The organism is Thermomonospora catenispora, from assembly GCF_006363815.1.
In the GTDB taxonomy this organism is placed as follows: Bacteria; Actinomycetota; Actinomycetes; order Streptosporangiales; family Streptosporangiaceae; genus Thermomonospora; species Thermomonospora catenispora.
On record NZ_RRYT01000046.1, the window covers coordinates 1 to 24,857 of the forward strand.

Consider the following 24,857-nt stretch of genomic DNA (forward strand, 5'->3'; position numbering starts at 1 on the left):
GCGAGACCCGCGTCGGCGGCGCCCCGTCGGCGAGGCGGGGCGGCGGATCCACGGGCCCCGCGCCTGCGGCGGGGCGGGGCCGCCCGTCCCCGCCGCGCCGACCGTCTCAGGCGCTTTCCCGCGGGTCAGACCCGCGCCAGCGCGTCGGGGGTCAGCTCCCCGGGGCCGGTGTAGCCGGCGAGCATGACGGTCAGCTCCGTCTCCGCCAGCAGGCAGCGCAGCACGTGCCGCACGCCGGCCTCGCCGGCGAGGCCGAGCCCGTAGACGTAGGGGCGGGCCACCAGCACCGCGTCGGCCCCCAGGGCGAGCGCCTTGACGACGTCCGCCCCGGTGCGGACGCCGCTGTCGAACAGCACCGCGGCCCGGTCCCCCACCGCCTCGACGACGCCCGGGAGGGCGTCCAGGGCGGCGACGGCGCCGTCCACCTGGCGGCCGCCGTGGTTGGAGACCACCACGCCCTGCATGCCGGCGTCCACCGCGCGGCGGGCGTCGTCGGGGTGCAGGATCCCCTTGAGCACGATCGGCCCGTCCCAGCGCTCCCGGAGGAACGCCAGGTCCTCCCACGTCAGGGAGGGGTCGCCGAAGTTGGCCACCCAGTGCAGCAGCGCCGCGTCGCGGTTGGCGTCGGTGACCGGTCCCCCGACCGCCTTCTGGAATACCGGGTCGCTGAAGTAGTTGGCCACGCCGATGCCGCGCAGGAACGGCAGGTAGGCGTTGTCCAGGTCGCGGGGGCGCCAGCCCATGGTGAAGGTGTCGAGGGTGACCACCAGCACCGTGTAGCCGGCCGCCTCGGCGCGCTTCAGGAAGCTGGCGGCCAGCTCCCGGTCCTTGGGCCAGTACAGCTGGTACCAGCGCGGCCCGTCCCCGCTCGCCTCGGCGACCTCCTCCATGGAGTAGGAGGACGCCGAGCTGAGCACCATGGGCACGCCCAGGGCCGAGGCGGCGCGCGCCACGGCCGGCTCCCCGTCCGGGTGCAGGATCGACAGCACGCCGACCGGGCCGACCACGATCGGGGCGGGCATCGGGGTGCCGAGCACCTCCACCGCCATGTCCCGCCGCGACACGTCCCGCAGCATCCGCGGCACGATCCGCCACCGGTCGAACGCCGCGCGGTTGGCCGCCGCGGTCGCCTCGCTGCCCGCCGAGCCCGCCACGTACCCGAACGCCTCGGGCGACAGCCGCTCCCGCGCCACCTCCTCCAGCCTGCTCAGGTCGGTGGGCAGCGCGGGCCGGACGTCGCCGAGCCCGTTCAGATAGATCTCGTTCTGGAAATCGGCGAGCGACATCGCCACCTCCGTCGGCCGGTGTGTCAGGGGATGTACCAATGTGCCACGGGGCGGCCGGCGCGGGCACGGGGGGCGCGCTGGCCGATACTGTCCCCGGGACCGGCGACAATGAGGGACATGGCACGACGCGGATCCACAGCCCCTCCCCCGCCCGACTTCGAGGAGAACATCGTCGACGTCGACGTCTCCGAGGAGATGCGGGGCAGCTTCCTCGAGTACGCCTACTCGGTCATCTACAGCCGGGCCCTGCCGGACGCCCGGGACGGGCTCAAGCCCGTGCAGCGCCGGATCCTGTACTCGATGAACGAGATGGGGTTGCGGCCCGACCGCGGCCACGTCAAGTGCGCCCGGGTCGTCGGCGAGGTGATGGGCAAGCTGCACCCGCACGGCGACAGCGCCATCTATGACGCCATGGTGCGCATGGCGCAGCCGTGGGCGATGCGGATGCCGCTGGTCGACGGGCACGGCAACTTCGGCTCGCTCGGCGGCGACGACCTGCCCGCCGCCATGCGGTACACCGAGGCCCGGCTGTCGCGCGAGGCGATGCTGCTGGTCGAGTCGATCGACGAGGACACCGTCGACTTCCGGCCCAACTACGACGGGCAGGAGACCGAGCCGGAGGTCCTCCCGGCGGCGTTCCCCAACCTGCTGGTGAACGGGGCGTCGGGGATCGCGGTCGGGATGGCCACCAACATGGCCCCGCACAACCTCGGCGAGGTGGTCGCCGCGGCCCGGCATCTGCTGGAGCACCCCGAGGCCACGCTCGAGGAGCTGATGCAGTTCGTGCCCGGCCCCGACCTGCCGACCGGCGGCATGATCGTGGGCCTGGACGGGATCCGCGACGCCTACGCCAAGGGCCGGGGCACCTTCCGCATCCGCGCCACCGCGCGGATCGAGAACGTCACCCCCCGCCGCAAGGGCATCGTGGTGACCGAGCTGCCCTACGGCGTCGGGCCCGAGCGCGTCATCGCCAAGATCAAGGACCTGGTCAACGCCAAGAAGCTGACCGGCATCTCCGACCTGAAGGACCTCACCGACCGGTCCACCGGGCTGCGGCTGGTCATCGAGGTCAAGAACGGCTTCAACCCCGAGGCCGTGCTGGCCGAGCTGTACCGGCTCACCCCGATGGAGGAGACGTTCGGCATCAACAACGTGGCGCTGGTCGACGGCCAGCCGCGCACGCTGGGGCTGCGCGAACTGCTCCAGGTGTACGTGGACCACCGCCTCGAGGTGGTGCGGCGGCGCAGCGAGTTCCGCCGCCGCAAGCGGCAGGACCGGCTGCACCTGGTCCAGGGCCTGCAGGTGGCGCTGCTCAACATCGACGAGGTCATCCAGATCATCCGCAACAGCGACGACTCCGCGCAGGCCAAGCAGCGGCTGATGCAGGTCTTCGAGCTGTCGGAGATCCAGGCCCAGCACATCCTGGACACCCCGCTGCGCCGGCTGACCCGCTACGACCGCCTCGAGCTGGAGAAGGAGGCCGAGCAGCTCTCCAAGGAGATCGCCGAGCTGACCGCGATCCTGGAGTCGGACAAGAAGCTGCGCCGGGTGGTGTCCAAGGAGCTGGCGGCGGTGGCCAAGCGGTACAGCACCCCGCGCCGCACCGTGCTGCTGGAGTCCTCCGGTCAGACCACCGCCGCGGCGGTGCCGCTGGAGGTCGCCGACGAGCCGTGCCTGGTGTTGATGTCGGCGACCGGGCTGCTGGCCCGCACCGTCGGCGCCGAGCCGCCGCCGGCCGACGGCCCCCGGGCCCCGCACGACGTGCTGGCCGCGGTGGTGCCCGCCACCACCCGCGGCGACATCGGCCTGATCACCTCGGCCGGCCGGATGGTCAAGGTGGAGGTGCTGGACCTGCCCGCGCTGCCGGCCGACGCCGCCTCGCCGTCGTTGTCGGGCGGGGCGCCGCTCAGCGAGTACGTGGCGTTGCAGGACGGCGAGACGGTGGTGGGCCTGGCCGCGCTGACCTCCGACGGGCCGGGCCTGGCGCTGGGCACCGAGCAGGGCGTGGTCAAGCGGGTGGTGCCGGACTATCCCGCCAACCGGGACGAGTTCGAGGTGATCACCCTCAAGGAGGGCGACCGGGTGGTCGGCGCCGTCCAGCTGCTGTCGGAAGACCACGATCTGGTGTTCATCACCGACGACGCCCAGCTGCTGCGGTACCGCGCCGCCAACGTCCGTCCGCAGGGACGCCCGGCCGGGGGCATGGCGGGGATCAAGCTGTCGGCCGGGGCCCGGGTCATCTGGTTCGGCGCGGTGGACCCGTCCCGCGAGTCCCGGGTGGTGACCGTGTCGGGCTCCTCGTCGGCGCTGCCGGGCACGCACGCCGGCGGCATCAAGGTCTCCGACTACGCCGACTTCCCCCCCAAGGGCCGCGCCACCGGCGGCGTCCGCTCGCATCGCTTCCTCAAGGGCGAGGACGCCCTGCTGATGGCCTGGGCGGGTCCGGCCCCGGTCCGGGCCTGCTCCTCCACCGGCCAGCCGCTGGAGGTCCCCGCCGCGCTCGGCCGCCGCGACGGCTCCGGCGAACGCCTCTCCGCCCCCGTCGCCGCGGTCGGCGGCCCCGTCGGCCCGCAGTCCCCGCCCGCTCCGGCGGCCCCGGCCGACGAGCCCCCGGCCGACGAGGCGCCTGCGACGTGACGGCCGCTCGCCGCCGCTCCCGTGACCGACCGGTCACGGGAGCGGCGGACCGGCGCGCCGGCCCTCGCCGGCCCGCGGAGGCCTTCGCCGCCCTCACGCCTCCTTCGGGCGTCCCGGCATGGTGCCGGTGTCCACGGTGATCCCGAACGGTTCGGGCAGGTCGAGCTTGTCGCCGATCGGCACGGTCGTCATCCGCGAATAGCCGTCCGGCCCCGGTCCCGCGTGCAGCGTGACCCGGGCCTCCCGGGGGCCGACGATCAGGTAGAGGGGAATCTCGCTGCGGGCGTAGGCGTCCCGCTTGGTCTCGTAGTCGTCATGCCTGCTGGAAGGCGAGACCACCTCGACCGCCAGCAGCACGTCCTCGGCCGGGGTGAGCCATCGGCCGTAAGCCGACTCGTCCGCCGGACAGACGTACAGATCCGGTTTGCCCCGGTCAGAGGTGGCCGGAAGCTCGACCGCACCGTCCACGAAGCGGTTCCAGCCGCGTTCCCGGCAGCAGTCGTAGAGCTTGTCGCTCAGCCAAAGACGATGAGGGTGTGCAGCCCGACCGGCGGTGGACTCACAACGACACGCCCCTCGAGCAGTTCCACCCGCAGGACCGTCTCACCGATCGACTCGTAGATCTCCTCCATGCGCCGGCGCGTGGACTGCTCGTCCATCCCGTGAGCCACCTCCTGGACCGTGGCAAGGGCCATGGCTTTATCGTCTCCCGTTCCCCTGTCATGCTTTCCGTGTCGGCTCGCACACGGAACGTACTGGATGGGACCGACAGAAGAACGACGAAATCCGATCGGTCCGCACCGACTCGTTCTGACCGCATCCGACGAATCCCCGTAGATCAGGCGCAGTGCACGTCCGATCCGGAGGGCGGGAACAAGGCTCCGCCGTCCGGCCTCGGGCGGACCGCCCGGTCACCCGCCGGTCACCGGTCGTACCAGGCGGCGGCGAGCAGGTCCTGAGAGCGGACCCGGTCGGCGTGGTCATGAGTCGGACCGGCGGTGGGCGGCCGCCTCCCGCGGGGCGGGCAGGGGATGGCGCCCTCGCCGGGGACCGCGTGGGCCTCCCGTCCGTCCGCGGTCCGGGAGACGCCGTTCAGGAGCGCGATGATCTCATCAACCTGGTCGGTGAAGCCGGTCCGCCAGCCGCCGGGCGACCTCCACCGCCTCGGCGTCGTCGCGGATCACATGTGTCATGAGCTGCCGCGCCTCCACGTGAGCGAATTCCGGTGCAGTTCCGGTGAAGTTCCGGTGAACGGTCCAAGGGGCCGGGAGCGGCGGACCGGCGGCCCCACCCCGAAGTCCGCCTCAACGGTTCGCCGCTCCCGGCGGCCGGAGAGCGCCCACGGCGAGGAGAGTCCTCGCCGGCCCGGTGGCGCTCCCCCGTGCCCGGACCGGTGCGGACGCGGACTCCGGTCCGGGTCGTCGGTGCGCGCGGTGGGCCTCCCGCCCGCGCCCGTCGAGGCCGCGGGCGAGCAGGTGCGGCCGGTGCGCGGTCGCGTGCCGCTCGGGCACGTCCTGGGCCCGTCCGCCGCGCCCGGCCGCACCCCGGCCTCGCCGCTCCGCGGGGCCGACGGGAGCGGCGGTCATCCGGGGCTCAGCCGCCCCGGTCGAAGAACTCCGGGTCGGGCGACGGGCCCGGCGCCGTCGTCACTCGGCGGCGTCGAGCCCGAGCGCGGCCCGGCCGACGATCTCGTGGGCGGCGCTGGTGTTGGCCGGGTGGAAGGTCCCGGCCAGCACGTCGCGGTAGAGGCGGGACAGCTCGCCGGTGCGCAGCGACCGGGCGCCGGCGACCTTGAGGGCGTGGTCGACGACGCGCTTGGCGCTCTCGGTGGCGTGGTACTTGACCGAGACCAGCCGGGTCGGCCAGGAGTCGCCGTGGTCGACGCCCGCGGCCCAGTCCTCGGCGACCCGTTCGATGTGGGCGAGCACGCCGTGGAGCTCGATCGTGGCCTCGGCGACCGACCACTGCACGTGGGGGTCGTGGGCGCGGGGGCGTCCGCCGAGCTTGAGGGAGGTGCGGGTGCGGGCGGTCTCGATCGCCAGGTCCAGCGCCCGGCGGGCGATGCCGTAGTAGACGCTCGCGAACAGCACCTCCGCCCAGGCGAAGATCGACGCCACGAACGGGTCGGTGGTGGGTCCGGCCGGGAGCACCCGGGCGACCCGCTCGGGCGGGGCGAGCGCCCCTTCCAGGTGCGTGTCGTCGCTGCGGGTGGCGCGCTGCCCGACGGTGTCCCAGGTCTCCTCAATGCGGACGCCGTCGGCGTCCCGGTCGATGAAGGCGTGCACGACCTTGGGGGCGAGCGGGTCGGAGTCGTCGAGCCCGTGGACGCCCAGCCGGGTCCACACCGGGCTCAGCGAGGTGAAGATCTTGTGGCCGGTGAAGCGGTAGCCGCCGCCGTCGACGGGCGCGGCGCGGGTCAGCGCGTACTCCAGGTCCCGGTCGTTGCCGGGCTCCCCGTGCCCGGCGGCGAACACCTCGCCTTCGACGGCCTCGCGCAGCAGCCAGGTCAGCGACTCGTCGCCGGCGCGGTACAGGTCGGCGGCCACTCCGGTCCAGTACAGGTGCATGTTGACGGCCAGCGCGGTGGCGGGGGCGCGCTGGGCGAGCCGGCGCTGCTCGGCGGCGACCCGGGGCAGGGTCAGCCCGAACCCGCCGAACTCGGTCGGGACCGCGATGCGCAGATATCCGTTCCGGTGCAGCTCGTCGAAGTCCTCGGTGAAGAAGGCGTTGGCGCGGTCGTAGCCGTCCGCGCGATCGCCGAAACGGTCCAGCAGTTCATCGGTGAGCAGGGAGGAAGTGGGGGCGACCGTCATCGGCACGCACCTTTCGAGTCGGTTGCGGTGCACGGGGCGAGCGTGGCGGGCGTCGCCGCGGCGCGACGAGGGGGCTTGGCGCCGCGGCGACGTCCGCACGACGGATGCGGCGTGAGAGCGGGGGGACGCGCGGCGTCGCCGCGCGGCGCGGTCAGCGCGTACAGAGGGCGCTGGCCACGCGGCAGTAGTCCACATGGCCTCGGCTGGTCAGGCGCTGGTTCGACGGCACGGCATGAGCGTAAGTCGCCCTTCGCGAAGAAGTCAACTATTTAGGTAGGAAAAATATGATCGTCAACCACTGGTTGACGCATCGACGACCGTCAACCTACAGTTGACGCATGACCCAGCCACAGATCCGGCTCGACGATCTGATCGAGTCCATCAAGAGAGCGCACTCCGACGTGCTCGAGCAGCTGTCCTCGGCGGTCCTGGCCGCCGACCACCTCGGCGAGCTCGCCGACCACCTGGTGGGGCACTTCGTCGACCAGGCCCGGCGAGCCGGCAAGTCCTGGACGGAGATCGGCCGCAGCATGGGGGTCTCCAAGCAGGCGGCGCAAAAGCGCTTCGTCCCCAAGGACGAGGCCACGATCATGGACCCCAACGAGGGGTTCCGCCGCTTCACCCCCCGCGCCCAGCAGGCGGTGATGGCGGCGCACACTGCCGCCCAGCAGGCCCGCAACGCCGAGGTCACCCCCGACCACCTGGTGCTGGGGCTGCTGCACGACCCCGAGTCCCTGGCCGCCAAGGCCATCACCGCCCAGGACGTCGCCCTGGACGCCGTGCGGCAGGCGGCGACCTCGCGGCTGGGCCCGGCCGTGGACGATCCGCCCGGCGTCGTCCCCTACAACGCACAGGCCCGCAAGGCGCTGGAGCTGTGCTTCCGGGAGGCGCTGCGGCTGGGCCACAACTACATCGGGACCGAGCACATGCTGCTGGCCCTGCTGGAGCATGAGAACGGCCAGGGTCCGCTCTCGGAGGCGGGCGTCACCAAGGCCGCCGCCGAGGAGCACGTCACCGCCATGCTGAGCGCCATCACCGGCGGGTGACGCCGGGCCGGAGGCGCGGGACGCGCGGGCCGTCCACCGCTCGTCCGCCGCGGGGCGCGGCCGGCGACCGGTCGGCCCGCTCCCTCGCCGGCGGCGACGGCCCCGCTCCCCCGGCCCTCTCCCGTTCCGCCCGCCGCCGGGCGGGCGGAACGGGCCCGGTGCGAGGATGGTGACATGGCCATCGCTTCGTTCATGGTTCCGCTCGGCTCGCCGGCGCCGGACTTCACGCTCCCGGCGGTCGACGGCGGAACGGTCTCGTTGAAGGACCTGTCCGACGCGCCGGCGCTGCTGGTGATGTTCCTGTCCAACCACTGCCCGTACGTGCGGCGGGTGGAGTCGGCCCTGGGCGAGGTCATCGCCGAATACCAGGGCAAGGGGCTGGCGGCCGTCGCCGTCTGCAGCAACGACGTCGCCAACTATCCCGACGACGGCCCCGAGCACCTGCGCGAACAGGCCAAGCGGGCCGGGTTCACCTTCCCCTACCTGGTGGACGAGAGCCAGGAGGTCGCCAAGGCCTACCGGGCCGCCTGCACGCCGGACTTCTTCCTCTACGACCGCGACCGGCGGCTGGCCTATCGAGGCGAGTTCGACGGGGCGCGGCCGAGCAACGACGTGCCCTCCGACGGCTCCTCCCTGCGCGCGGCCCTCGACCGGGTGCTGGCGGGCGAGCCGGTCCCCGAGCCGCACACCCCCAGCCTGGGCTGCGGCATCAAGTGGAAGCCGGGCAACGAGCCGTCCTGAGACCCGTCCCGGCCGATGGGCGCACCGCGTCGGGCGCCGGTCCGCCGGCGCCCGACCGTGACCGTCCGGGGTCTCCCGCCGGCCCGCGAGCCCGAGAGGCCGAAAGGACGAGAGGACGAGAAGAGAATCCGCCCGGCCGGGGCGCCGGGCCGGGCGGGCGGCGTTCAGGCCGACATCAGGCCGGCATCAGGCCCGAGGCCAGGGCGGCGTCAGGCCGACATCGGGAGGGACGTCAGGCGGACATCGAGCGGGGGCCGTGTCGGGCCGCCCGCTCGGCGGCGGACGCCACGGCCTCCAGCAGACGCGCCGGCCCCGCCCCGCGGACGGCCCCATGGCAGCGGACGATCAGCTCGCCCTCCGCCCCGGGGTCGAAGCGTCCGCCGGCGAAGCATCCCGCCGCCGCCAGGCGTCGCACCACGGGGTCCCGCGGATCGAGCAGGGCCGCGTACACCGCCGCGTCGATCAGCGCGACGGCCGCCCGGGCGTTGCGCCCGCAGTCCCCCTCGTCGACGACCTCGATCCGCCGGCGGGCCTGAGCGCGCAGATAGTCCGCGATCATCTCGGTCTGCGCCAACGCCTCGTCCAACCCCGTACCGCCCCATCACAGCGCCTTGCGACTTTATGATCACACTAAGTGAAGAATTCGTCACGGCACGGGGTTTGACGATCTCCAGAACCTCCGCCGCACCGCCGTTGACGCCGCCTCCGTCCCGCGACGCCGGCGGCGCGCCCTCGCCGCCTCGCCGGGCGGGGACGGCCCGGCGGCCTCAGCGATCGGTGGAGATCTTGGCGGGGTCGATGCGGTCGACCTTGCCCACGATGATCCGGTTGATCAGCCACAGTGCCGCGCCCAGCGCGATCAGGATGCCGGCGCGCAGATAGACCTCGCCGTCCCGGCCGGTGAGCGGGGAGGCCAGGAACAGACAGGCGACCGCGCCCAGCACCGGCATCCAGGTGGGCGCCCGATAGTGGCGGTGCTCCACGCGGTCCCGGCGCAGCACCAGCACGCAGATGTTCACCACCGCGAACACGCACAGCAGCAACAGCACCGTGGTGTCGGCCAGCCCGCCCACGTCGCCGGTGCTGACCAGCAGCACCGCCAGCGCCACCGTGAACAGGATCGCCGGCCAGGGGGTCGAGCGGGTCGGGTGCACCACCGCGAACACGGCCGGCACGATCCGCTCCCGCGCCATGCCGTACACCAGCCGGGACGCCATGATCATGTTGATCAACGCGGTGTTGCCCACCGCCAGCAGCGCGATCAGCGCGAACAGCGGCGGCGGGAACGTCAGCCCCGCCACCTCCACCACCTCCAGCAGCGGCCCGGTGGAGGCCCGCAGCCGCTCGGTCGGCACCAGCATGGTCGCGGTGAACGCCACCGCCACGTAGATCACCACCGCCGTGGCCAGCCCGCCGAACAGCGCGTACGGGAAGTCCCGCGCCGGGTCCCTGGCCTCCTCGGCGAGGTTGACCGAGTCCTCGAAGCCCAGCAGCGCATAGAACGCCAGCGCCGTCCCGCCCAGCGTCCCCATCAGCGCCCCGCTGTGCGGATGGAACTCCAGCGCCCGTCCCGGCTCCCCGTCCCCGGTCAGCAGCGCCCACGCGCCGATCGCGACGATCACCAGCAGGCCGAACGCCTCGATGACGGTCAACACCACGTTCACCCGGGTCGACTCGGAGATCCCGGCGAAGTTGACCGCGGTGACCACCACGAGGAAGAACAGCGCCCCCACCAGCGTCGGGAGCGTCACGAACTCCGCCAGATACCGCCCCCCGAACGCCCGCGCCGCCGCGCTCGCCGAGGTGATGCCGCTCATCATCACCGTGAACGCCACCAGGAACGTCACGAACGGCGCCCCGAACGCCTTGTTGACGTACAGCGCCGCGCCCGCCGCCCGCGGATACTTCCCCGCCAGCTCGGCGTAACTGGTCGCCGTCAGCGCCGCCAGCGCGAAGGCGACGAGGAACGGCAGCCAGATCGCCCCGCCGACCTCCCCGGCGACCTCTCCCACCAGCGCGTAGATGCCGGCGCCGAGGATGTCCCCCACCACGAACAGCGCCAGCGTCCTGCGCCCGATGACCCGCCGCAACGCTCCGGTGGCGGCGTTCACGGACCCGCTCATCCCCGGCCCCCCGTCGACCGCGCCGAACCTGATCCCCGCGGTCCCGAGGTACCCCCGCCTCCCCCGCTTCGAACCCCGTCCGTTCCGCGGCGGCGCCGAGGGCGGGCCGACGCCCGGTGCGGACGCCCGCCGCACCGGGCGGACCTCGCCGGGGCCTCACCGGAGGGAGGCCGGGCGGGTCAGGCGTCGATCCGGTCGGCGTCGAGCTCGGCGGCGCCGGCGGCGATGAACTCCCGGCGGGGGGCCACCTCGCTGCCCATCAGCAGGTCGAAGATGCGGGCGGCCTCCTCGGCGTCCTGGATGCGGATGCGGCGGAGCATCCGGCGCCGGGGGTCCATGGTGGTCTCGGCGAGCTGGTCGGCGTCCATCTCACCGAGGCCCTTGTAGCGCTGGATGGGCTCCTTCCAGCGGATGCCGCGGCGCTCGAACTCCACCAGCTTCCTGCGCAGCTCGGCGTCGGTGTAGCAGTAGACGTACTTGTCCTGCCCCCTCTTGGGGTTGAGGAGCTGGATGCGGTGCAGCGGGGGCACCGCGGCGAAGACCCGGCCCGCCTCCAGCATGGGACGCATGTAGCGGTAGATCAGCGTGAGCAGCAGGCACCGGATGTGCGCGCCGTCGACGTCGGCGTCGGCCATCAGGATGATGCGGCCGTAGCGGGCCGAGTCCAGGTCGAAGGTGCGGCCGGAGCCGGCGCCGACGACCTGGATGATGGCGGCGCACTCGGCGTTCTTGAGCATGTCGGCCGTGGAGGCCTTCTGCACGTTGAGGATCTTGCCGCGGATCGGCAGCAGGGCCTGGAACTCCGAGTCGCGGGCCAGCTTGGCGGTGCCCAGCGCCGAGTCGCCCTCCACGATGAACAGCTCGCTGCGGTCGTCGGTGGTGCGGCAGTCCACCAGCTTGGCCGGCAGGGCCGAGTTCTCCAGGGCGTTCTTGCGGCGCTGGTTGTCGCGCTGGGTGCGGGCGGCGATGCGGGCCTTGGCGGCGGCGACGATCTTCTCCAGCACCGCGCGCATCTGCTGGCGGGCGCCCCGCTTGGGGTTGTCGAAGGCCTCCTTCAGCCCTTCGGCGACGACCCGGGAGACGATCCGGGTGGCCGCCGAGGTGCCCAGCACCTCCTTGGTCTGCCCCTCGAACTGCGGCTCGGGCAGACGGACCGTGACCACGGCGGTCAGGCCCTCCAGGATGTCGTCCTTGGTGACCGGCTCGTCGCTGGCGCGCAGCAGCTTGGTGGAGCGCAGCTGCTCGTTGATGGTGCGCACCAGGGCGCGGTCGAAGCCGGTGACGTGGGTGCCGTGCTTGGGGGTGGCGATGACGTTGACGAACGACTTGCAGACGGTGTCGTAGCCGGTCCCCCAGCGCAGCGCCACGTCCACGTCCAGGGTGCGCGACACGTCGGTGGGGGTCAGGTGGCCCTGCTCGTCCAGCACCGGCACGGTCTCGGTGAAGTGACCGCTGCCCTGGATGCGGATCACGTCGCAGATCGGCTCGTCCTTGGCCAGGTAGGAGCAGAACTCGCCGATCCCGCCCTCGAACTTGAAGGTCTCCTCGACCGGCTCCTCGCCGCGCTCGTCCCGGACGGTGATCTCCAGCCCCGGCACCAGGAACGCGGTCTGGCGCATCCGGTCCATCACCAGCTCGCCGTCGACGACCGCGTCCTTAAGGAAGATGCGCATGTCCGGCCAGAACCGGACCCGGGTGCCGGTGACGTCCGGCGAGATCTCGGCGATCTTCCGCATCCCGGACCTCTTGCGGAAGCGGCGCTCGGGGCCGGGCGCGGCGAACTCGCCGGGCACGCCCCGCCGGAAGCTCATCGCGTGGGTGTGGCCGTCCCGGTCGACCTCCACGTCCAGCCGCGCCGAGAGGGCGTTCACCACGGAGGCGCCGACGCCGTGCAGGCCGCCGGAGGCGGTGTAGGAGACCCCGCCGAACTTGCCGCCGGCGTGCAGCCTGGTCATCACCAGCTCCACCCCGGACAGCCCGGTCTTGGGCTCGATGTCCACCGGGATGCCGCGGCCGTTGTCGTCGACCTGGTAGGAGCCGTCGGCGTGCAGGGTGACCTTGATCTTGGTGCAGTAACCGGCCAGCGCCTCGTCCACGCTGTTGTCGATGATCTCCCACAGGCAGTGGATCAGGCCCCGGCTGTCGGTGGACCCGATGTACATGCCGGGACGCTTGCGGACGGCCTCGAGCCCCTCCAGCACCGACAGGTGACGGGCGGAGTAGGCGTGGGGATCCTCGTGTGCGGGTGCTTCGGCGGTCGCTGCGGTCAACGTGCTTGCGCTCCTTGGGGGTCAGGACATCGGGCAGAAGGCTACCCCCGCCCGGTGACATTCCACTCCCGGGCTCGCCGCCTGGGTGTCGCCCGGGCGCATCGCCCCCGATGTTCCGGCGTCACTCCCCCGCGGCGTGCGCGGCCGCGGGATCATGATCGCGCACGCGGCTCATCCTAGGGGCCCGACCGACGATGTGACGGCGCAGGACCGCCTTCGAACATCATGTGACATCTGTCACGGACGGGGCCATTCCGCTCTGGGCGTACTGGCATACGGGTTGGGAAGCCCCAGGTGGGGTTAGATGTTGTCCTAAGTACCGACCCCGAGACTGAGGAAGGTGCCGTGACCGGAGCCCTTGCCCCGACCAAGCCGCTTACGGCCGCCGACCGGTGCGACCGCTGTGGCGCTCAGGCCTACGTTCGCGCGGTCTTCGTAGGCGGAGGCGACCTTCTGTTCTGCGCCCACCACGGGCGCAAGTACAGCGAGTCGCTCCGTGCAGCCGGGGCGGACATCCACGACGAGAGCGACCGACTGAGGGAAACCCCGGCCACCGTTCGCGGAGATGAGCGGTAGCCCTTCGATACGGCGGCCCGCTTCGGGCCCGAGCATGCGACCGGACGGCGGTCATCGGAGACGATGACCGCCGTTCGCTTGTCCGCCCGCCCCGCGTCCGTCTCCGCGCGTCCGTCTGCACGTGTCCGCGTGCACGCGTCCGTCTGCGCGTGCCCGCCCTCTGCGTCCGCCGCCGGGGCGGTCCCGGCCCTGGCGCCCGGTCCCGGCCCGTGCCCTGTCCGTTCCCGCGGCGCCGCTCCCGGTCGATCCCGATCGATCCCGGCCCGCCCTCGCCTGCGCCGGGCCTCCCGCCGGCGGCGGCGCGCCGTGCCATCGCGCCAGGTCGGCCTCGCACCCGACCGGCCCGGCGATCGCGCGGCCGGCCCCGCGCCGGTCGGGGTCGTGCGGCGTCGAGGACTCGCGGCGTCACCGGCGCGGGGCGGTCGCCCCGCGCACGGGCACAGCGGCGGTCACACCACGTCCAGGTTGAGGGCGCGGCAGGCCTTGACATACTGCTCGGTCTCCTCGCCGAGATAGCTCCAGGGCAGTCCGCTGGGCCGTCCGCAGGTGCGGATGAGGTGCTGACGGGCGGGGCGGCGCGAGTGGGCGAGGTAGAAGGCGGCGCCGAAGAGGTTGTGCGCCTCGATGGTGCGAGGATGCGGCAGACGTCCTTCGAACCAGTTCCGGGCGGCGATCTCCACCTCACGGCGCTCCTCGGCGCCGAACCACGACCCGGGGCCGCGGATGATGCCGGCCCGCTCCTGCACGAAGTACTCGAAGTAGGCCAGCGGGATCAGCGCCGCCCGGGGGTCCTCCGGGGAGGCGGTGCTCATGACGAGCCGGGCGAAGTCGAACATCTCCTCCGCCGTCCCGCCCCACTGGGGTGAGAGGGTGACGACTCGGGCCACGTGCGCCCCGTAGGAGGTGGGCCATCGCCGGCGGGCCTCGACCCACAGGGCGTCCTTGTCCTCCCGGTCCACGTCCAGCCCGAGGGCCATCCACATCATCGACTCCCACGGGACGGGATCGTCGGGGAAGAGCTCGGCCGCCCGCAGCAGCGGCTCGTAGGCGGAGCGCAGCCGCCGGGCGTAGGCGGTGTATCCGGTGGCCTGGACCGAGCGGGCGCGCGCGTCGGGGCGGATCCGCCAGGCCTCCTCGACCCGGGTCCGGCCCAGCCACAGCCACAGGTCGGGGTTGCGGGGGTCCGCGGCCAGCAACGACTCCACGTCCCGGCTCCCGCCGGCGGCGGCCGCGGCCTTGGCCAGCGCCTCCACCCGCAGGGAACGCAGCTCGGGATCGGTGCGGCTGCCCGCCAGTGCGGAGGCGGCCGCCGCGAGACGCCGCCTGCGCACGCCGTCGACGGCGCGGTCGAGCACGGGATCCTGCCAGGGGCGACCGCGGACGAGGCGTACGGTGCGAGGGCGTGCGCCGGGGGACCGGAGCGGCCGATCGGCCTCCATCACTCCCATGCCGGGGAGCGTAAGGAGAACCGGTTCGCCCGAAGCTACCGCACTGTAAACAGCGTGTTACACGGCCCGCACCGCCCCGGGCGGACGCCCGCCCCACGGCAGGCGCGACGACGGGCGCGGGCGGCCCGTGCGGCGGCCCGTCCGGACGCGCCATCCACGCGGGGGGACGGCGCGCCGGAGGGAGACGCTCAGTCGAGGTAGTCGCGCAGCACCTGCGACCGCGAGGGGTGGCGCAGCTTCGACATGGTCTTGGACTCGATCTGCCGGATGCGCTCCCGGGTCACCCCGTAGACCTTGCCGATCTCGTCCAGGGTCTTGGGCTGGCCGTCGGTCAGCCCGAACCGCATCGACACCACGCCCGCCTCGCGCTCGCTCAGGGTGTCGAGCACCGAGTGCAGCTGCTCCTGCAGCAGCGTGAAGCTGACCGCGTCGGCCGGGACGATCGCCTCGGAGTCCTCGATCAGGTCGCCGAACTCGCTGTCGCCGTCCTCGCCCAGCGGGGTGTGCAGCGAGATCGGCTCGCGGCCGTACTTTTGGACCTCGACGACCTTCTCGGGGGTCATGTCGAGCTCCTTGGCCAGCTCCTCCGGGGTGGGCTCGCGGCCGAGGTCCTGCAGCATCTGCCGCTGCACCCGGGCCAGCTTGTTGATGACCTCGACCATGTGCACCGGGATGCGGATGGTGCGGGCCTGGTCGGCCATCGCCCGGGTGATCGCCTGCCGGATCCACCAGGTGGCGTAGGTGGAGAACTTGAAGCCCTTGGTGTAGTCGAACTTCTCCACCGCCCGGATCAGGCCCAGGTTGCCCTCCTGGATCAGGTCCAGGAACAGCATGCCGCGCCCGGTGTACCGCTTGGCCAGCGAGACCACCAGCCGCAGGTTGGCCTCCAGCAGGTGGGCCTTGGCGCGACGGCCGTCCTCGGCGATCCACTCCAGGTCCTCGCGGTCCTGCTGCGACAGTTTGTCGCCCTCTTTGGCCAGCCGCTCCTCGGCGAACAGCCCGGCCTCGATCCGCTTGGCCAGCTCGACCTCCTGCTCGGCGTTGAGCAGGGGCACCTTGCCGATCTGCTTGAGGTAGTCCTTGACCGGGTCGGCGGTGGCGCCGGCCGAGGCGATCTGCTGGGCCGGGGCGTCGTCGTCGTCATCGGTGATGACCAGGACGTCGTCGTCGGCGTCCAGGTCCTTGTCGGAGGACTTGGCCGACGCGGTCGTCTCCTCGTCCTCCAGCTCGTCCTCGATGACGTCCTCGGCGACCTCGTCGGTCAGGTCGACCTCCAGGTCGAGGTCCTCCTCGAGGTCAACGTCGACGACGTCGAGCTCGGGGTCGTCCACGACCGCGGTCTTCTTGGTCTTGGACTTGGCGGCCGTGCTCTTGGACGCGGTGCTCTTGGACGCGGTGGTCTTGGACGCCGACTTGCGCGTCGAGGCGGTCTTCTTGGCCGTGCTCTTCTTGGCCGAGGAGGTCTTCTTCTTGGCGGACGCCCGGCCGGTGCCGCTGCGCGAGCTCGACGTGGCGGGCGCCTCGGCGGAGCCCTCGGCCGCGTCGTCGACGACGGCCGTCACCGTGTCCTGCTGCTCCTTGGCGGCGGCCGTGGTCTTGGCTCTGCTCTTGGTCTTGCGCCCCGCCGACGCCGCGCGCTTGCGCGGGCGTTTCGGCGCTGCGGAGTCGGCAGCGCTCACCATGACGGTCACACCCTCCTTGCTGAGGCTCCGCAAGATGCTGGAGGCCTTGGACACGGGGATGTCGGCCTCCTCGAACGTACGGCGTACGTCGTCGGCTTCGAGGTAACCCTGGGACCGTCCACGCTCGATCAGTTGCCCGATGACGTGCTCGTGCAGATCTGACGCTTTCGAGGTCGAGCTTGCAGGCGACACAAATACCTCTCGAACGAACGTGTGGCTATGACCCAAGTGCCCAGCGGGCATGACCCCGCTTGTGGCGGAGCCTCGAGCAGCTCGCACTCGGCAGGGCCGGACTGATCGCGCGGCACCGCAGCGTACCCGCTCTCACCAAGGTCAAGCATTCTGGCACGGCCACGCTTCCCGCTTCGAAGAGTCCTGCCCGATACCACACCACCTTAGAGGGCACCGAGTGGTCCTCCGTACGGTCAGCGCGTTGGATCACCCCGTCCGGGGCGGGACGTGCAAGGCAAGCACGGTCACGTCGTCGACCTGCTCGTAGCCGGCCAGCATCCGGTCGAGCAGGAAGTCGACGAGTCTCTCGGGATCGGCCACCACCTCCGGCGGCGCACCCGCCGCAACCGTCACCAGTTCCTCCAGCCCGGCGTCCACCCCCCGTCTACGGTTCTCCACAAGTCCATCGGAGTAGAACACGACAGTGTTGCCGGTTTCGACAGAAAAACTTGTCTGCTGTCGCTGAGAGGGCCAGCCGAGCGGGGTTCCCGCCTCGTGCGTGCTCAGCCGGGCGGGCTTGCCGCCGCCCAGCAGCAGCGGCGGCGGATGCCCGGCGTTGCTCAGCGTGCCCTGCCCGGTCTTCGGGTCGAGCACCGCGTAGGCGACCGTGGTGAACTGCTCCTCGTCCTCGGTGGCCGAGAACAGCCGGTCCAGTCCGGCCAGCACCGCGGCGGGCCGCGGGTCGTTGAGCGCCAGCGCCCGCAGCGCGTTGCGGACCCGGCCCATCCCGGCGGCGGCCAGCACGCCCTTGCCCATCACGTCGCCGACCGCCACCGCCAGCCGGTCGTCCGGCAGCCGGAACGCGTCGTACCAGTCCCCGCCGACCTGCACGTGCCGGGTCGCCGGGTTGTAGCGGGCGGCCAGCCGCACGGTGGGCACCTGCGGCAGGTCGCTGGGCAGCAGGCTGCGCTGCAGCTCCTCGGCGGTCTTGTGCTCGCGCTCGAACAGCAGCGCCCGCTCCACCGCCAGCGCGCACTGGCCGGCCAGCGCCTCCAGGAAGACCCGCTCCTCCTCGGTGATCTCGCGCGGCCGGGTGAAGGAGAACCGCAACGCGCCGATCGGCGCCCCGGCCGCCAGCAGCGGCAGCCCCACCCAGGCGCGCTCGTCGGGGAACATGGCCGGCTCCTCCCGCCCCAGATGCAGCCGGAGCTGGTCGGGCGTGCCGGCGGTGAACGGGCGGCCCTCGCGCACCGCCACTGACATCACGGTGGGCTCGTGCACCGGGATCGTGCCCCGCGGCACGGCGGCGCCCTCGGCGTCGGGGCCGGACGGGGCGACGATGCTCAGCCGCAGCTTGTCGTCGTCCAGCAGGGCCACCGCCGAATGGTCGGCGCCGATCGCCGACCGACCCACCTCGGTGATCACCTGCACCACCTGGCTGACCGTGAGCGCCTCGGCCAGCATCGAGGTGGCCTGCTGCAGCCGGGCGGTGCGCAGCGCGGCCGCCGACAGCTGCTCGGTCAGCCGGCCGCGCATCTCCTCGGCCTCGCGCTGCCCGGTGACGTCGGTGTTGGCGCCGACCCACTCGATCACGGCGTCGCCCTGCCAGATCGGCACCGCCCGCACCTCGAAGTGCCGGTACGCCCCGGTGCGGGTGCGCACCCGGTAGGTGGCCTCGAAGAGCCGGTTCTCGGCCACGCAGCTCCGCCAGGCCGCCTCGATCTTCGGCCGGTCCTCCGGGTGCACCACCCCCAGCCAGCCGTCGGCGAGGTAGTCCTCGAGGCTCTGTCCGGTGATCCGGCGCCAGTCGGGCGCGTCGTCGGTCACCGTCCCGTCGGCGGAGGTCACCCACACCACCTGGGCGCCGGCCTCCATCAGCGACCGGTAGCGCTGCTCGCGGCGGCGCACGGCCTCCTCGGCGAGCCGGCGCTCGGTCACCTCCATGGCGGTCAGCACGACCCCGACCGGGCGGTCGCCGGGGCCCTCGGCGGGGAAGCAGGAGCAGGCGAAGCGGCGGGGCTGCGCGTCGTCCCCGCCGGCCGGCGGCAGCGCCAGCTCCACGTCGGTGACGGCGGGCTCCCCGGCCAGCACCCGGCGCAGCGCCGCCTCCACGGCGGCCGCCGCCTCGTCGGGCAGCGCCTGAGCGGGGCGCCGGCCCAGCAGGCCGTCGGAGGAGGCGCCGAGCGCCTCGGCCAGCGTCTCGTTGACCCGGCGGAAGCGCAGCTCGTCGTCGAACAGCGCCACCCCCATCGGCGCCCGCCCCAGCAGCGCGGCCAGCAGGGCGGAGTCGGTCGCGTCCGGATCGGCGTCCGGCCCGAGGGTCCGGGGCCGCGGAACGGAGGCGTCGGCGTTCACCTTCGGAACCTCCGCGTCCTTCGCTCGCCGGCCAGCGGTGCTCATGCTCAGCAGCCTCCCGTACAGCAGGGCGGCCCGTACCGTGAGGCAAGTCTTCATCACTTTGCGTGAATGGGAGCAGGCTAGCGCCCCCGCCTCCATCACAACACCGGTCGGAAACAGGTCTTCATCATCCCGGGGGTCCCGCACCGAAGGGAAGCCCTATTCGGCACTATGTTCGGATCATCGGCGGCCACCCCTCCCGAGGCCGCCGAAACGGCGACCGGCCTCCCCATGCCCCGCCGGACCGCCCGCGGCTCGGAGCGCGACGGCGGAACGCCCGTCCGGTCGATCCTATGCCGCCCGGACGCGCCCGGGGGTCGCCGGCGCACCCGCCGGCCGCCCGATCCTCCTCGTCCTCATCGCCCCCCTCCGCCGTGCCGCGGCGTCCGCCTCCGCCCCGGCGGAGCGCGGCGCAACGCTCCGGCACCGGTGGTCCGGCACGGCGCCCGCGGAGCGTCGACGGGCCGTTCAGCCGGCCGCCCGGGCCGCCGCCTTCATCTGCCGCTTGTGCTCGCGCACCTTGATCAGCGACTCTTCGTCCACCACGTCGGCGACCGACCGGTGGGAGCCCTCCTCGCCGTAGGCGCCGGCCGCCTCCCGCCAGCCCTCGGGCCGGACCCCCAGCCGCTTGCCGAGCAGCGCCACGAAGATCTGCGCCTTCTGGGCGCCGAACCCGGGCAGCGCCGCCACCCGCCGGCGCAGCTCCTCCCCGCTCGCCGCGTCCGCCCAGATCCGTCCGGCGTCCCCGTCGTACCGCTCGGCGACCTCCCGGCACAGCGCCTGCACCCGCTTGGCCATCGCCTTGGGATAGCGGTGCAGGGCGGGCTTGCGGGCGAACAGCTCCTCCAGCGTCCGAAGGTCGCAGGCGGCCAGCTCCGCCGCGTCCGGCTCGCGCCCGAGCCGCTGGGCCAGCCCGTGCGGGGCGGCGAAGGCGCGCTCCAGCGGCACCTGCTGGTCCAGCAGCATGGCGATCAGCAGCGCCAGCGGATTCCGGTTGAGCAGGTCGTTCGCCTGCGGATCGATCGGCAACGTCACGGTCATCGAGGTCCTCCAGCCCGTCCCCCGTCATGTCGTGCCGCCGCGCCCCGGCGGGGGAACGCCGGACGCGCGCCGCCGGATCGGCGGTTCCGTCCTCGACGGCCGAAGGATCGGGCGGCGGATCGCGCGGGAGCACCGGTCACGATATCGATCACGGTCGATGCGGGACGAGACGGCGACCTCGAACGCCCGGCCGGCCGCCGGAAAATCGATCGTCGCGGACGCGAGCGACGCGGGGAACCAGGACGCGCCGTCCGTCGTCGACGCGCCGGCGATGCGCCGTCGGCGACGCGCCGTCGATGCGCCGGCGACGGACGCATCGGGCGGGAGTCGAATGGGAGTCGAGTGGGAAGTCGAATGGGAGTCGAACGGGAGTCGAACGGGATCGGCGCGCGCCGATCCCGCCCGGCGACCGGTGCGCCGGCGGTGCCTCCCCCGGGACGTCCGCGATGTTTTCGCGATGTCGCCGCGATGTTGCCGCGGCGTGTCCGCGGTGCGCGCGCCGGCGCCGACGCGGCCGGCCGCCGCGGAGGCGGCGGAGGCGATGCGCCGGGGCCGCCGCCGCCTCGGACGCCCCGTCGCCGCTTCGGACGGTCCGACGCCTATGGTCAAGCGCTCGAATCCACGCCCGGAACGTTCTGTAAATTCTGGTTTTCCGCACTCGGGCGCCCCTTGACTCTTCCTGCGAAAACGCTGAAATGGGCGGTGAGCCCGCGTCGGCCCTGCGCTCGCAGGGCGTGTTCCCGGGACGGACCGGCGCACATCAGGGCAGATCAGGGGGGTGCTGCATGCGCGTGCTGGCCGACCGGCGAGGCGATGCCCGCGAGGAGACCCGCGAACAGCTGTCACGGCGCCTGGTGGCGGAGTTCGCCCCGCTGTCCGCGGAGACCGTGCGGCGCTGCGTCGCCGACGTGCTGGCGTGCATGACGCACCTGGGGGTCGAGCCCACGCCCGCGGTGGTCGAGCGCATGGCCCGCGAGCACCTGATTGGGATGGTCAAGTCCGAGCCGCCGTCCGGCCGGGTCGCCCTGTGGGGCGGGCGGGAGCGCGAGCGCGCCGCCGCGCCCGGCCCCGACGCCGTCCGCTGAGCCACGACACGCCGGGCCCGCCGCGTTCCCGCCTTCGGGGGCGACGGTAGGGTGGGCCCGCGAGCATGTGCCGTTCCCGCCCGTACCGCACCGTCCTCCCGGTCGGCCGTCGCGCCGTCCGGCCCCGTCGTGTGCCCCGCGGGCGTTCGGCCGGACCCCGTGCGATCACGGATGCGATCCCGTCTGAGAAGGTTGAGGCGTGAGCCCTCGTAGCCGCCCCTCCGGGGACCGCAGCAGGGCGCCGGACGAGATCACCGGCATCTTCGACGACCTCCTGCGGCATGCCCGGGAACTGCTGGCCGTCCGCAGCCCGCTGGACGCCGAACTGATCGTCAGCGAGGTGCTGGGCACCTGGTGGGGGCAGCGCACGGCGGCCGGAGACGTGGAGGAGGTCATCGGCGAGCGCCTGGTCGAGCACGCCGGGCGGGTCGGCACCCCGGCGGCGCTGGCGCTGCTGACCGGGATCGCCTGTCTGGGCACCGCCCGGCAGGCGGCGATGGCCGAACGGGCCGCGCTGACCCTGATGGACCGCGGGGTGGCCCGCCCCGGCTGGGCGGACCGGATCGGGATGGTCGCCCCGGAGGAGTGCTTCACCTCCCGGGACGTGTTCGGCGATCAGGACACGCTGGTGTGCGTCTACAGCTACGACGGGGCCGACCGGCACGCGCTGGTCGTCCAGGTCGACCACAACCGGTCCGGCATGGTCCGCGACGCGTGGGTGTCCTCGCAGGTCGACCGGGTGCTGGAGCACTGCCGGGAGGACGAGCGGACCAATCCGCTGATGCGGTTCGAGCCGGTAGACCCGCGGCAGGCCCGGGCCCTGCTGGAACGCGGCCTGGAGCTCACCGGGGCGACCGCCGACCCGCCGGTGCCGGAGACGTTCCCGGCCTACCACGCGTTCGTCCGCGCCCGGATGCGGGCGCTGCCGCCGGGCGGCCGGCTGCCCGCCCCGCCGGTGTACGGGCGGGACCGGCGGGCGATGCTGGCGGCGCGGTTCCTGGCCTCCGACGAGGCCGAGGGCCTGTCGGACCGCTCCGCCGCGGGCCGTTGCGTGGACCGGATCATCGAGTACGGCTGCGAGCAGGACCAGGGCCGGCCGCTGCGGGTCAGCCCGGTCAAGTGCGAGCGGTTCCTGCTGGACTGGCTGCCCCGCAAGGTGCTGCTGTCGCCCGCCGAGCAGGACGCGATGCCGCACGTGCTGGCCGCCTGGGTGCGCTGGGCGGGCCGCCGGTCGGGGCTGTCCCCGCAGGCGGTGCGGGCGACGCTGGACGCGGTGTGGGACGCCACCGGCGCGTTCACCGAGGCGTACCGGGATCCGGCGGCATTCGGTTTGGACCGCTCCGTGGTGCACCGGCTGGTGCCGGACGGGGAGCTGGAGGCGCTGCCGCGCCGGGCGTTCGCGCTGCCGTTCCTGTCCGGGGAGCACACCATGCCCGGGCGCGGCCGGATCGACCTGGCCGCGCTGAACCCGGCCGACCCCGCCGACCGGCGGATCATGCTCGAGTTCGAGCATCCGGGCGCGGCGCCCGAGCATGTGGACGCGCACGAACGACTGGCGGCCCGGCTGTGGGACGGCGACCCGCCCCAACTGTGGGAAACCGCACAGGCGCTGCTGGACGCGGGCATGGAACGGCATCAGATCCTGCATCGTCTGATCGAGGTGTTGGCGCGGTGCGGGAACGACCCCGAGGCCTTGCGTCGTGCGCTGCGCACACTGCGTCACAATCCTCCGCCGATGTGACCAGCGCCATGGAAGACCGGTGTGACCTCCGGTTTGCAGGAGACTCCCGAGGCGGCGATTATCGGATCCCTCGGGGGTGTGCAGACCTGCCCGCGCGACGAAGCCGACCCCACCGCTCGCGAGCCCCCCTGGCCAGTGAGGAGTGATCCTGTTGGAGTGGTCCGAGTTCACCCAACGCCTCGGCCGTGAGCTGGCGGGTCTCGACCGCGACACCATCCTCATCGTCCGTGAGCGCGCCGAGAGCCGGCACTACGTCCAGGCCATGCGGGAACCGGACCGGCTGTACGCCGAGGCGGTCAGCAACCACTTCCTGGAGGGGCCGCTGCTGCTGACCCCGGCCGACGAGGAGGTGCTGCGCGAGGTCGGCTGGCGGCCGCCGGGCGACCCCACCCCGCGCAACTGGTGGACCGATCTGCCGGGGAACGCCACGCCGGGCGACCACTTCCGGCTGGCCGACATGATGGTGCAGGCGCTGCGCGACGTGCAGGGCGTGCGCCGGCCCGCCGATCTGGTGTACGAGTCGTTCCACCGGCTCGGCAACGGCCTGATCGAGCTGCTGGGCTTCGGGATCCCGCCCGCCGACCCCTCCCGGGTCGTCGAGCGCCGCACCACCCCCGACCCGGTGGCCCCGCGGGTCGCCGACCCGGTGCTGTCCGCGCCCGCGCTCCCCGAGGAGGGGCCGCACGCGGCCGCCCCCGGTCTCCGGCCCGCCGCCCCGCCGGTCGCGGGGGCCGACCCGGCGTCCGGCGACCTGGAGCACGCGCTGACCGACGCCAAGCAGCGCGGCGACCACGCGGCCTACTTCGACCTGCTGCTGCGCTCGGACCTGGTGCTGCCGCTGCCGCAGGGGCCGGGCGCGCCGGAGCTGGTGACCACCACCATCGGCGGCGCCACGTACGTGCTGGCGTTCTCCTCCGCGCAGGCGCTGACCGCGGCGCTCAGCCCTCGGGACCCCTCCTCCCCGCCTCCGCACCGCCGCGTGTCCTTCGGCGCCCTGGCCGCCTCCTGGCCGGACCCCTCGTGGTCGCTGGCGATCAACACCGGGCTGCCCAGCGAGATGCATCTGGACGCGGTCGCCATCGCCCGTCTCGACCACTCCCGCCGCGCCGCCGAGCAGGCGACCGCCGAGCCCGCTCCCGCGCCGTCGGCCGGCGTCGACGCCGCCCGCGATCTCGCCCTCCCGGAGCCGCCCCCGTTCAACGGGGGCCCCGGGCCGGCGGAGGAGTCCCCGAACGGGCTGCCGTCCCCGCCCGGAGACCGCGTCGAGCCCTCGCCCGGCGGTCCGGCCCCGTTCTCGCCGAACGGGCTCTCCGATCTGCTCTCGCCGGCCGGGCCGGGCGAGCCGCCGCCCCTTTTCCCGGGCGCCGGGGCGCCGGGCGTGCCGCCCTCCCACGACGCGGCGGCCGAGGCCGCGCAGTGGGGGACGCACGCGCACGGCCTGCCCGACCTGCCCCTGCCCCCGGAGCGGCCTCAGGAGGCCGCTGCGGCCTCGACGCCCCCTCCCGGCGGCCAGGACCTCCCCCGGCCCGGGGAACGCCCGGATTCTCCGCCGGAGGCCTCCGACCGGGGCGTGCCCGCCTTCGGGCCGTTCGCACCGCCCGGACGCGACGGGGCGCCGCCCGAGCCTCCCGGCCTGAGCACCGCCCCGCACGGCCTGCCCGACCCGCCCGCGATCGGGGAGCGTCCGGAGGGCGCCGGGGAGACCGAGCCGGGCGGGGTCCCCGCGCTCGGCGCGCCGGGACCGCGGGAGGAGGCGCCGCGCGAGGCCGGCGGCTCCGGCACGCCGCCGTTCGGGGCGCC

The 24,857-nt window shown here is 73.5% G+C and carries 19 protein-coding genes; 7 read left to right on the forward strand and 12 right to left on the reverse strand.

The window, feature by feature from the left end:
• Positions 1–125: 125 nt before the first annotated feature.
• The gene (locus EIO00_RS22365; protein ID WP_140182116.1) at positions 126–1,286 is read right to left on the reverse strand and encodes a lactate 2-monooxygenase; all 1,161 of its coding nucleotides are present in this window, start codon (positions 1,284–1,286) and stop codon (positions 126–128) included.
• Positions 1,287–1,394: 108 nt separating this feature from the next.
• Between EIO00_RS22365 and EIO00_RS22370 the strand changes: the two genes are divergently transcribed.
• A complete protein-coding gene (locus tag EIO00_RS22370; protein WP_422100066.1) occupies positions 1,395–3,923 on the forward strand; it encodes a DNA gyrase/topoisomerase IV subunit A in 2,529 nt (842 codons plus the stop codon).
• Positions 3,924–4,016: 93 nt separating this feature from the next.
• Here EIO00_RS22370 and EIO00_RS22375 read toward each other — a convergent pair whose 3' ends face one another.
• The 4 genes from EIO00_RS22375 to EIO00_RS25950 form a co-directional block, all read right to left on the reverse strand.
• Positions 4,017–4,391: a Uma2 family endonuclease gene (locus tag EIO00_RS22375; protein ID WP_241661530.1), complete on the reverse strand. Its 375-nt coding sequence runs from the start codon at positions 4,389–4,391 to the stop codon at positions 4,017–4,019.
• Positions 4,392–4,438: 47 nt separating this feature from the next.
• On the reverse strand, positions 4,439–4,582 hold the full coding sequence (locus tag EIO00_RS24335; protein ID WP_161602784.1) for a hypothetical protein: 144 nt from the start codon (positions 4,580–4,582) through the stop codon (positions 4,439–4,441).
• A gap of 987 nt (positions 4,583–5,569) precedes the next feature.
• On the reverse strand, positions 5,570–6,736 hold the full coding sequence (locus EIO00_RS22380; RefSeq protein ID WP_140182122.1) for an acyl-CoA dehydrogenase family protein: 1,167 nt from the start codon (positions 6,734–6,736) through the stop codon (positions 5,570–5,572).
• 151 nt (positions 6,737–6,887) lie between these two features.
• The gene (locus EIO00_RS25950) at positions 6,888–6,965 is read right to left on the reverse strand and encodes a putative leader peptide (RefSeq protein WP_422100067.1); all 78 of its coding nucleotides are present in this window, start codon (positions 6,963–6,965) and stop codon (positions 6,888–6,890) included.
• A 109-nt stretch (positions 6,966–7,074) separates the two neighbouring features.
• Here EIO00_RS25950 and EIO00_RS22385 point away from each other — a divergent pair, with 109 nt between their 5' ends.
• Both EIO00_RS22385 and EIO00_RS22390 read left to right on the forward strand, forming a co-directional pair.
• The gene (locus EIO00_RS22385) at positions 7,075–7,782 is read left to right on the forward strand and encodes a Clp protease N-terminal domain-containing protein (protein ID WP_140182124.1); all 708 of its coding nucleotides are present in this window, start codon (positions 7,075–7,077) and stop codon (positions 7,780–7,782) included.
• Positions 7,783–7,956: 174 nt separating this feature from the next.
• Positions 7,957–8,523 (forward strand): thioredoxin family protein, encoded by a 567-nt coding sequence (locus EIO00_RS22390; RefSeq protein WP_140182126.1) that lies wholly within the window; start codon positions 7,957–7,959, stop codon positions 8,521–8,523.
• Positions 8,524–8,755: 232 nt separating this feature from the next.
• Here EIO00_RS22390 and EIO00_RS22395 read toward each other — a convergent pair whose 3' ends face one another.
• From EIO00_RS22395 to EIO00_RS22405, 3 genes are all read right to left on the reverse strand, one after another.
• The gene (locus EIO00_RS22395) at positions 8,756–9,109 is read right to left on the reverse strand and encodes a hypothetical protein (protein WP_140182128.1); all 354 of its coding nucleotides are present in this window, start codon (positions 9,107–9,109) and stop codon (positions 8,756–8,758) included.
• Positions 9,110–9,290: 181 nt separating this feature from the next.
• Positions 9,291–10,646, reverse strand: coding sequence for an APC family permease (locus EIO00_RS22400; protein WP_140182130.1), 1,356 nt, complete (start codon positions 10,644–10,646; stop codon positions 9,291–9,293).
• Between the two features lie 179 nt (positions 10,647–10,825).
• Positions 10,826–12,916, reverse strand: coding sequence for a DNA gyrase/topoisomerase IV subunit B (locus EIO00_RS22405; RefSeq protein WP_140182132.1), 2,091 nt, complete (start codon positions 12,914–12,916; stop codon positions 10,826–10,828).
• A 345-nt stretch (positions 12,917–13,261) separates the two neighbouring features.
• Between EIO00_RS22405 and EIO00_RS25430 the strand changes: the two genes are divergently transcribed.
• Positions 13,262–13,492 (forward strand): DUF7455 domain-containing protein, encoded by a 231-nt coding sequence (locus EIO00_RS25430; RefSeq protein ID WP_140182135.1) that lies wholly within the window; start codon positions 13,262–13,264, stop codon positions 13,490–13,492.
• Positions 13,493–13,941: 449 nt separating this feature from the next.
• On the opposite strand, the gene EIO00_RS22415 is transcribed toward EIO00_RS25430, so the two are convergent.
• The 4 genes from EIO00_RS22415 to EIO00_RS22430 all read right to left on the reverse strand — a co-directional run bounded on the left by EIO00_RS22415 (position 13,942) and on the right by EIO00_RS22430 (position 20,231).
• Entirely contained in the window at positions 13,942–14,847 is a 906-nt protein-coding gene (locus EIO00_RS22415; protein WP_241661531.1) for a hypothetical protein, read from the reverse strand.
• A gap of 281 nt (positions 14,848–15,128) precedes the next feature.
• Positions 15,129–16,814, reverse strand: a complete 1,686-nt coding sequence (locus tag EIO00_RS22420) for an RNA polymerase sigma factor (protein ID WP_241661532.1) — start codon at positions 16,812–16,814, stop codon at positions 15,129–15,131.
• A 246-nt stretch (positions 16,815–17,060) separates the two neighbouring features.
• Positions 17,061–19,148, reverse strand: coding sequence for a SpoIIE family protein phosphatase (locus EIO00_RS22425; RefSeq protein WP_422100068.1), 2,088 nt, complete (start codon positions 19,146–19,148; stop codon positions 17,061–17,063).
• A 510-nt stretch (positions 19,149–19,658) separates the two neighbouring features.
• Positions 19,659–20,231 (reverse strand): HhH-GPD-type base excision DNA repair protein, encoded by a 573-nt coding sequence (locus tag EIO00_RS22430; protein ID WP_140182141.1) that lies wholly within the window; start codon positions 20,229–20,231, stop codon positions 19,659–19,661.
• A 785-nt stretch (positions 20,232–21,016) separates the two neighbouring features.
• Between EIO00_RS22430 and EIO00_RS22435 the strand changes: the two genes are divergently transcribed.
• The 3 genes from EIO00_RS22435 to EIO00_RS22445 form a co-directional block, all read left to right on the forward strand.
• Entirely contained in the window at positions 21,017–21,316 is a 300-nt protein-coding gene (locus tag EIO00_RS22435) for a hypothetical protein (RefSeq protein WP_241661533.1), read from the forward strand.
• A gap of 199 nt (positions 21,317–21,515) precedes the next feature.
• A complete protein-coding gene (locus tag EIO00_RS22440; protein WP_140182143.1) occupies positions 21,516–23,057 on the forward strand; it encodes a hypothetical protein in 1,542 nt (513 codons plus the stop codon).
• Between the two features lie 151 nt (positions 23,058–23,208).
• Positions 23,209–24,857 (forward strand): TY-Chap domain-containing protein (locus EIO00_RS22445; RefSeq protein ID WP_194151115.1); only part of this gene is annotated, 1,649 nt, incomplete at its 3' end.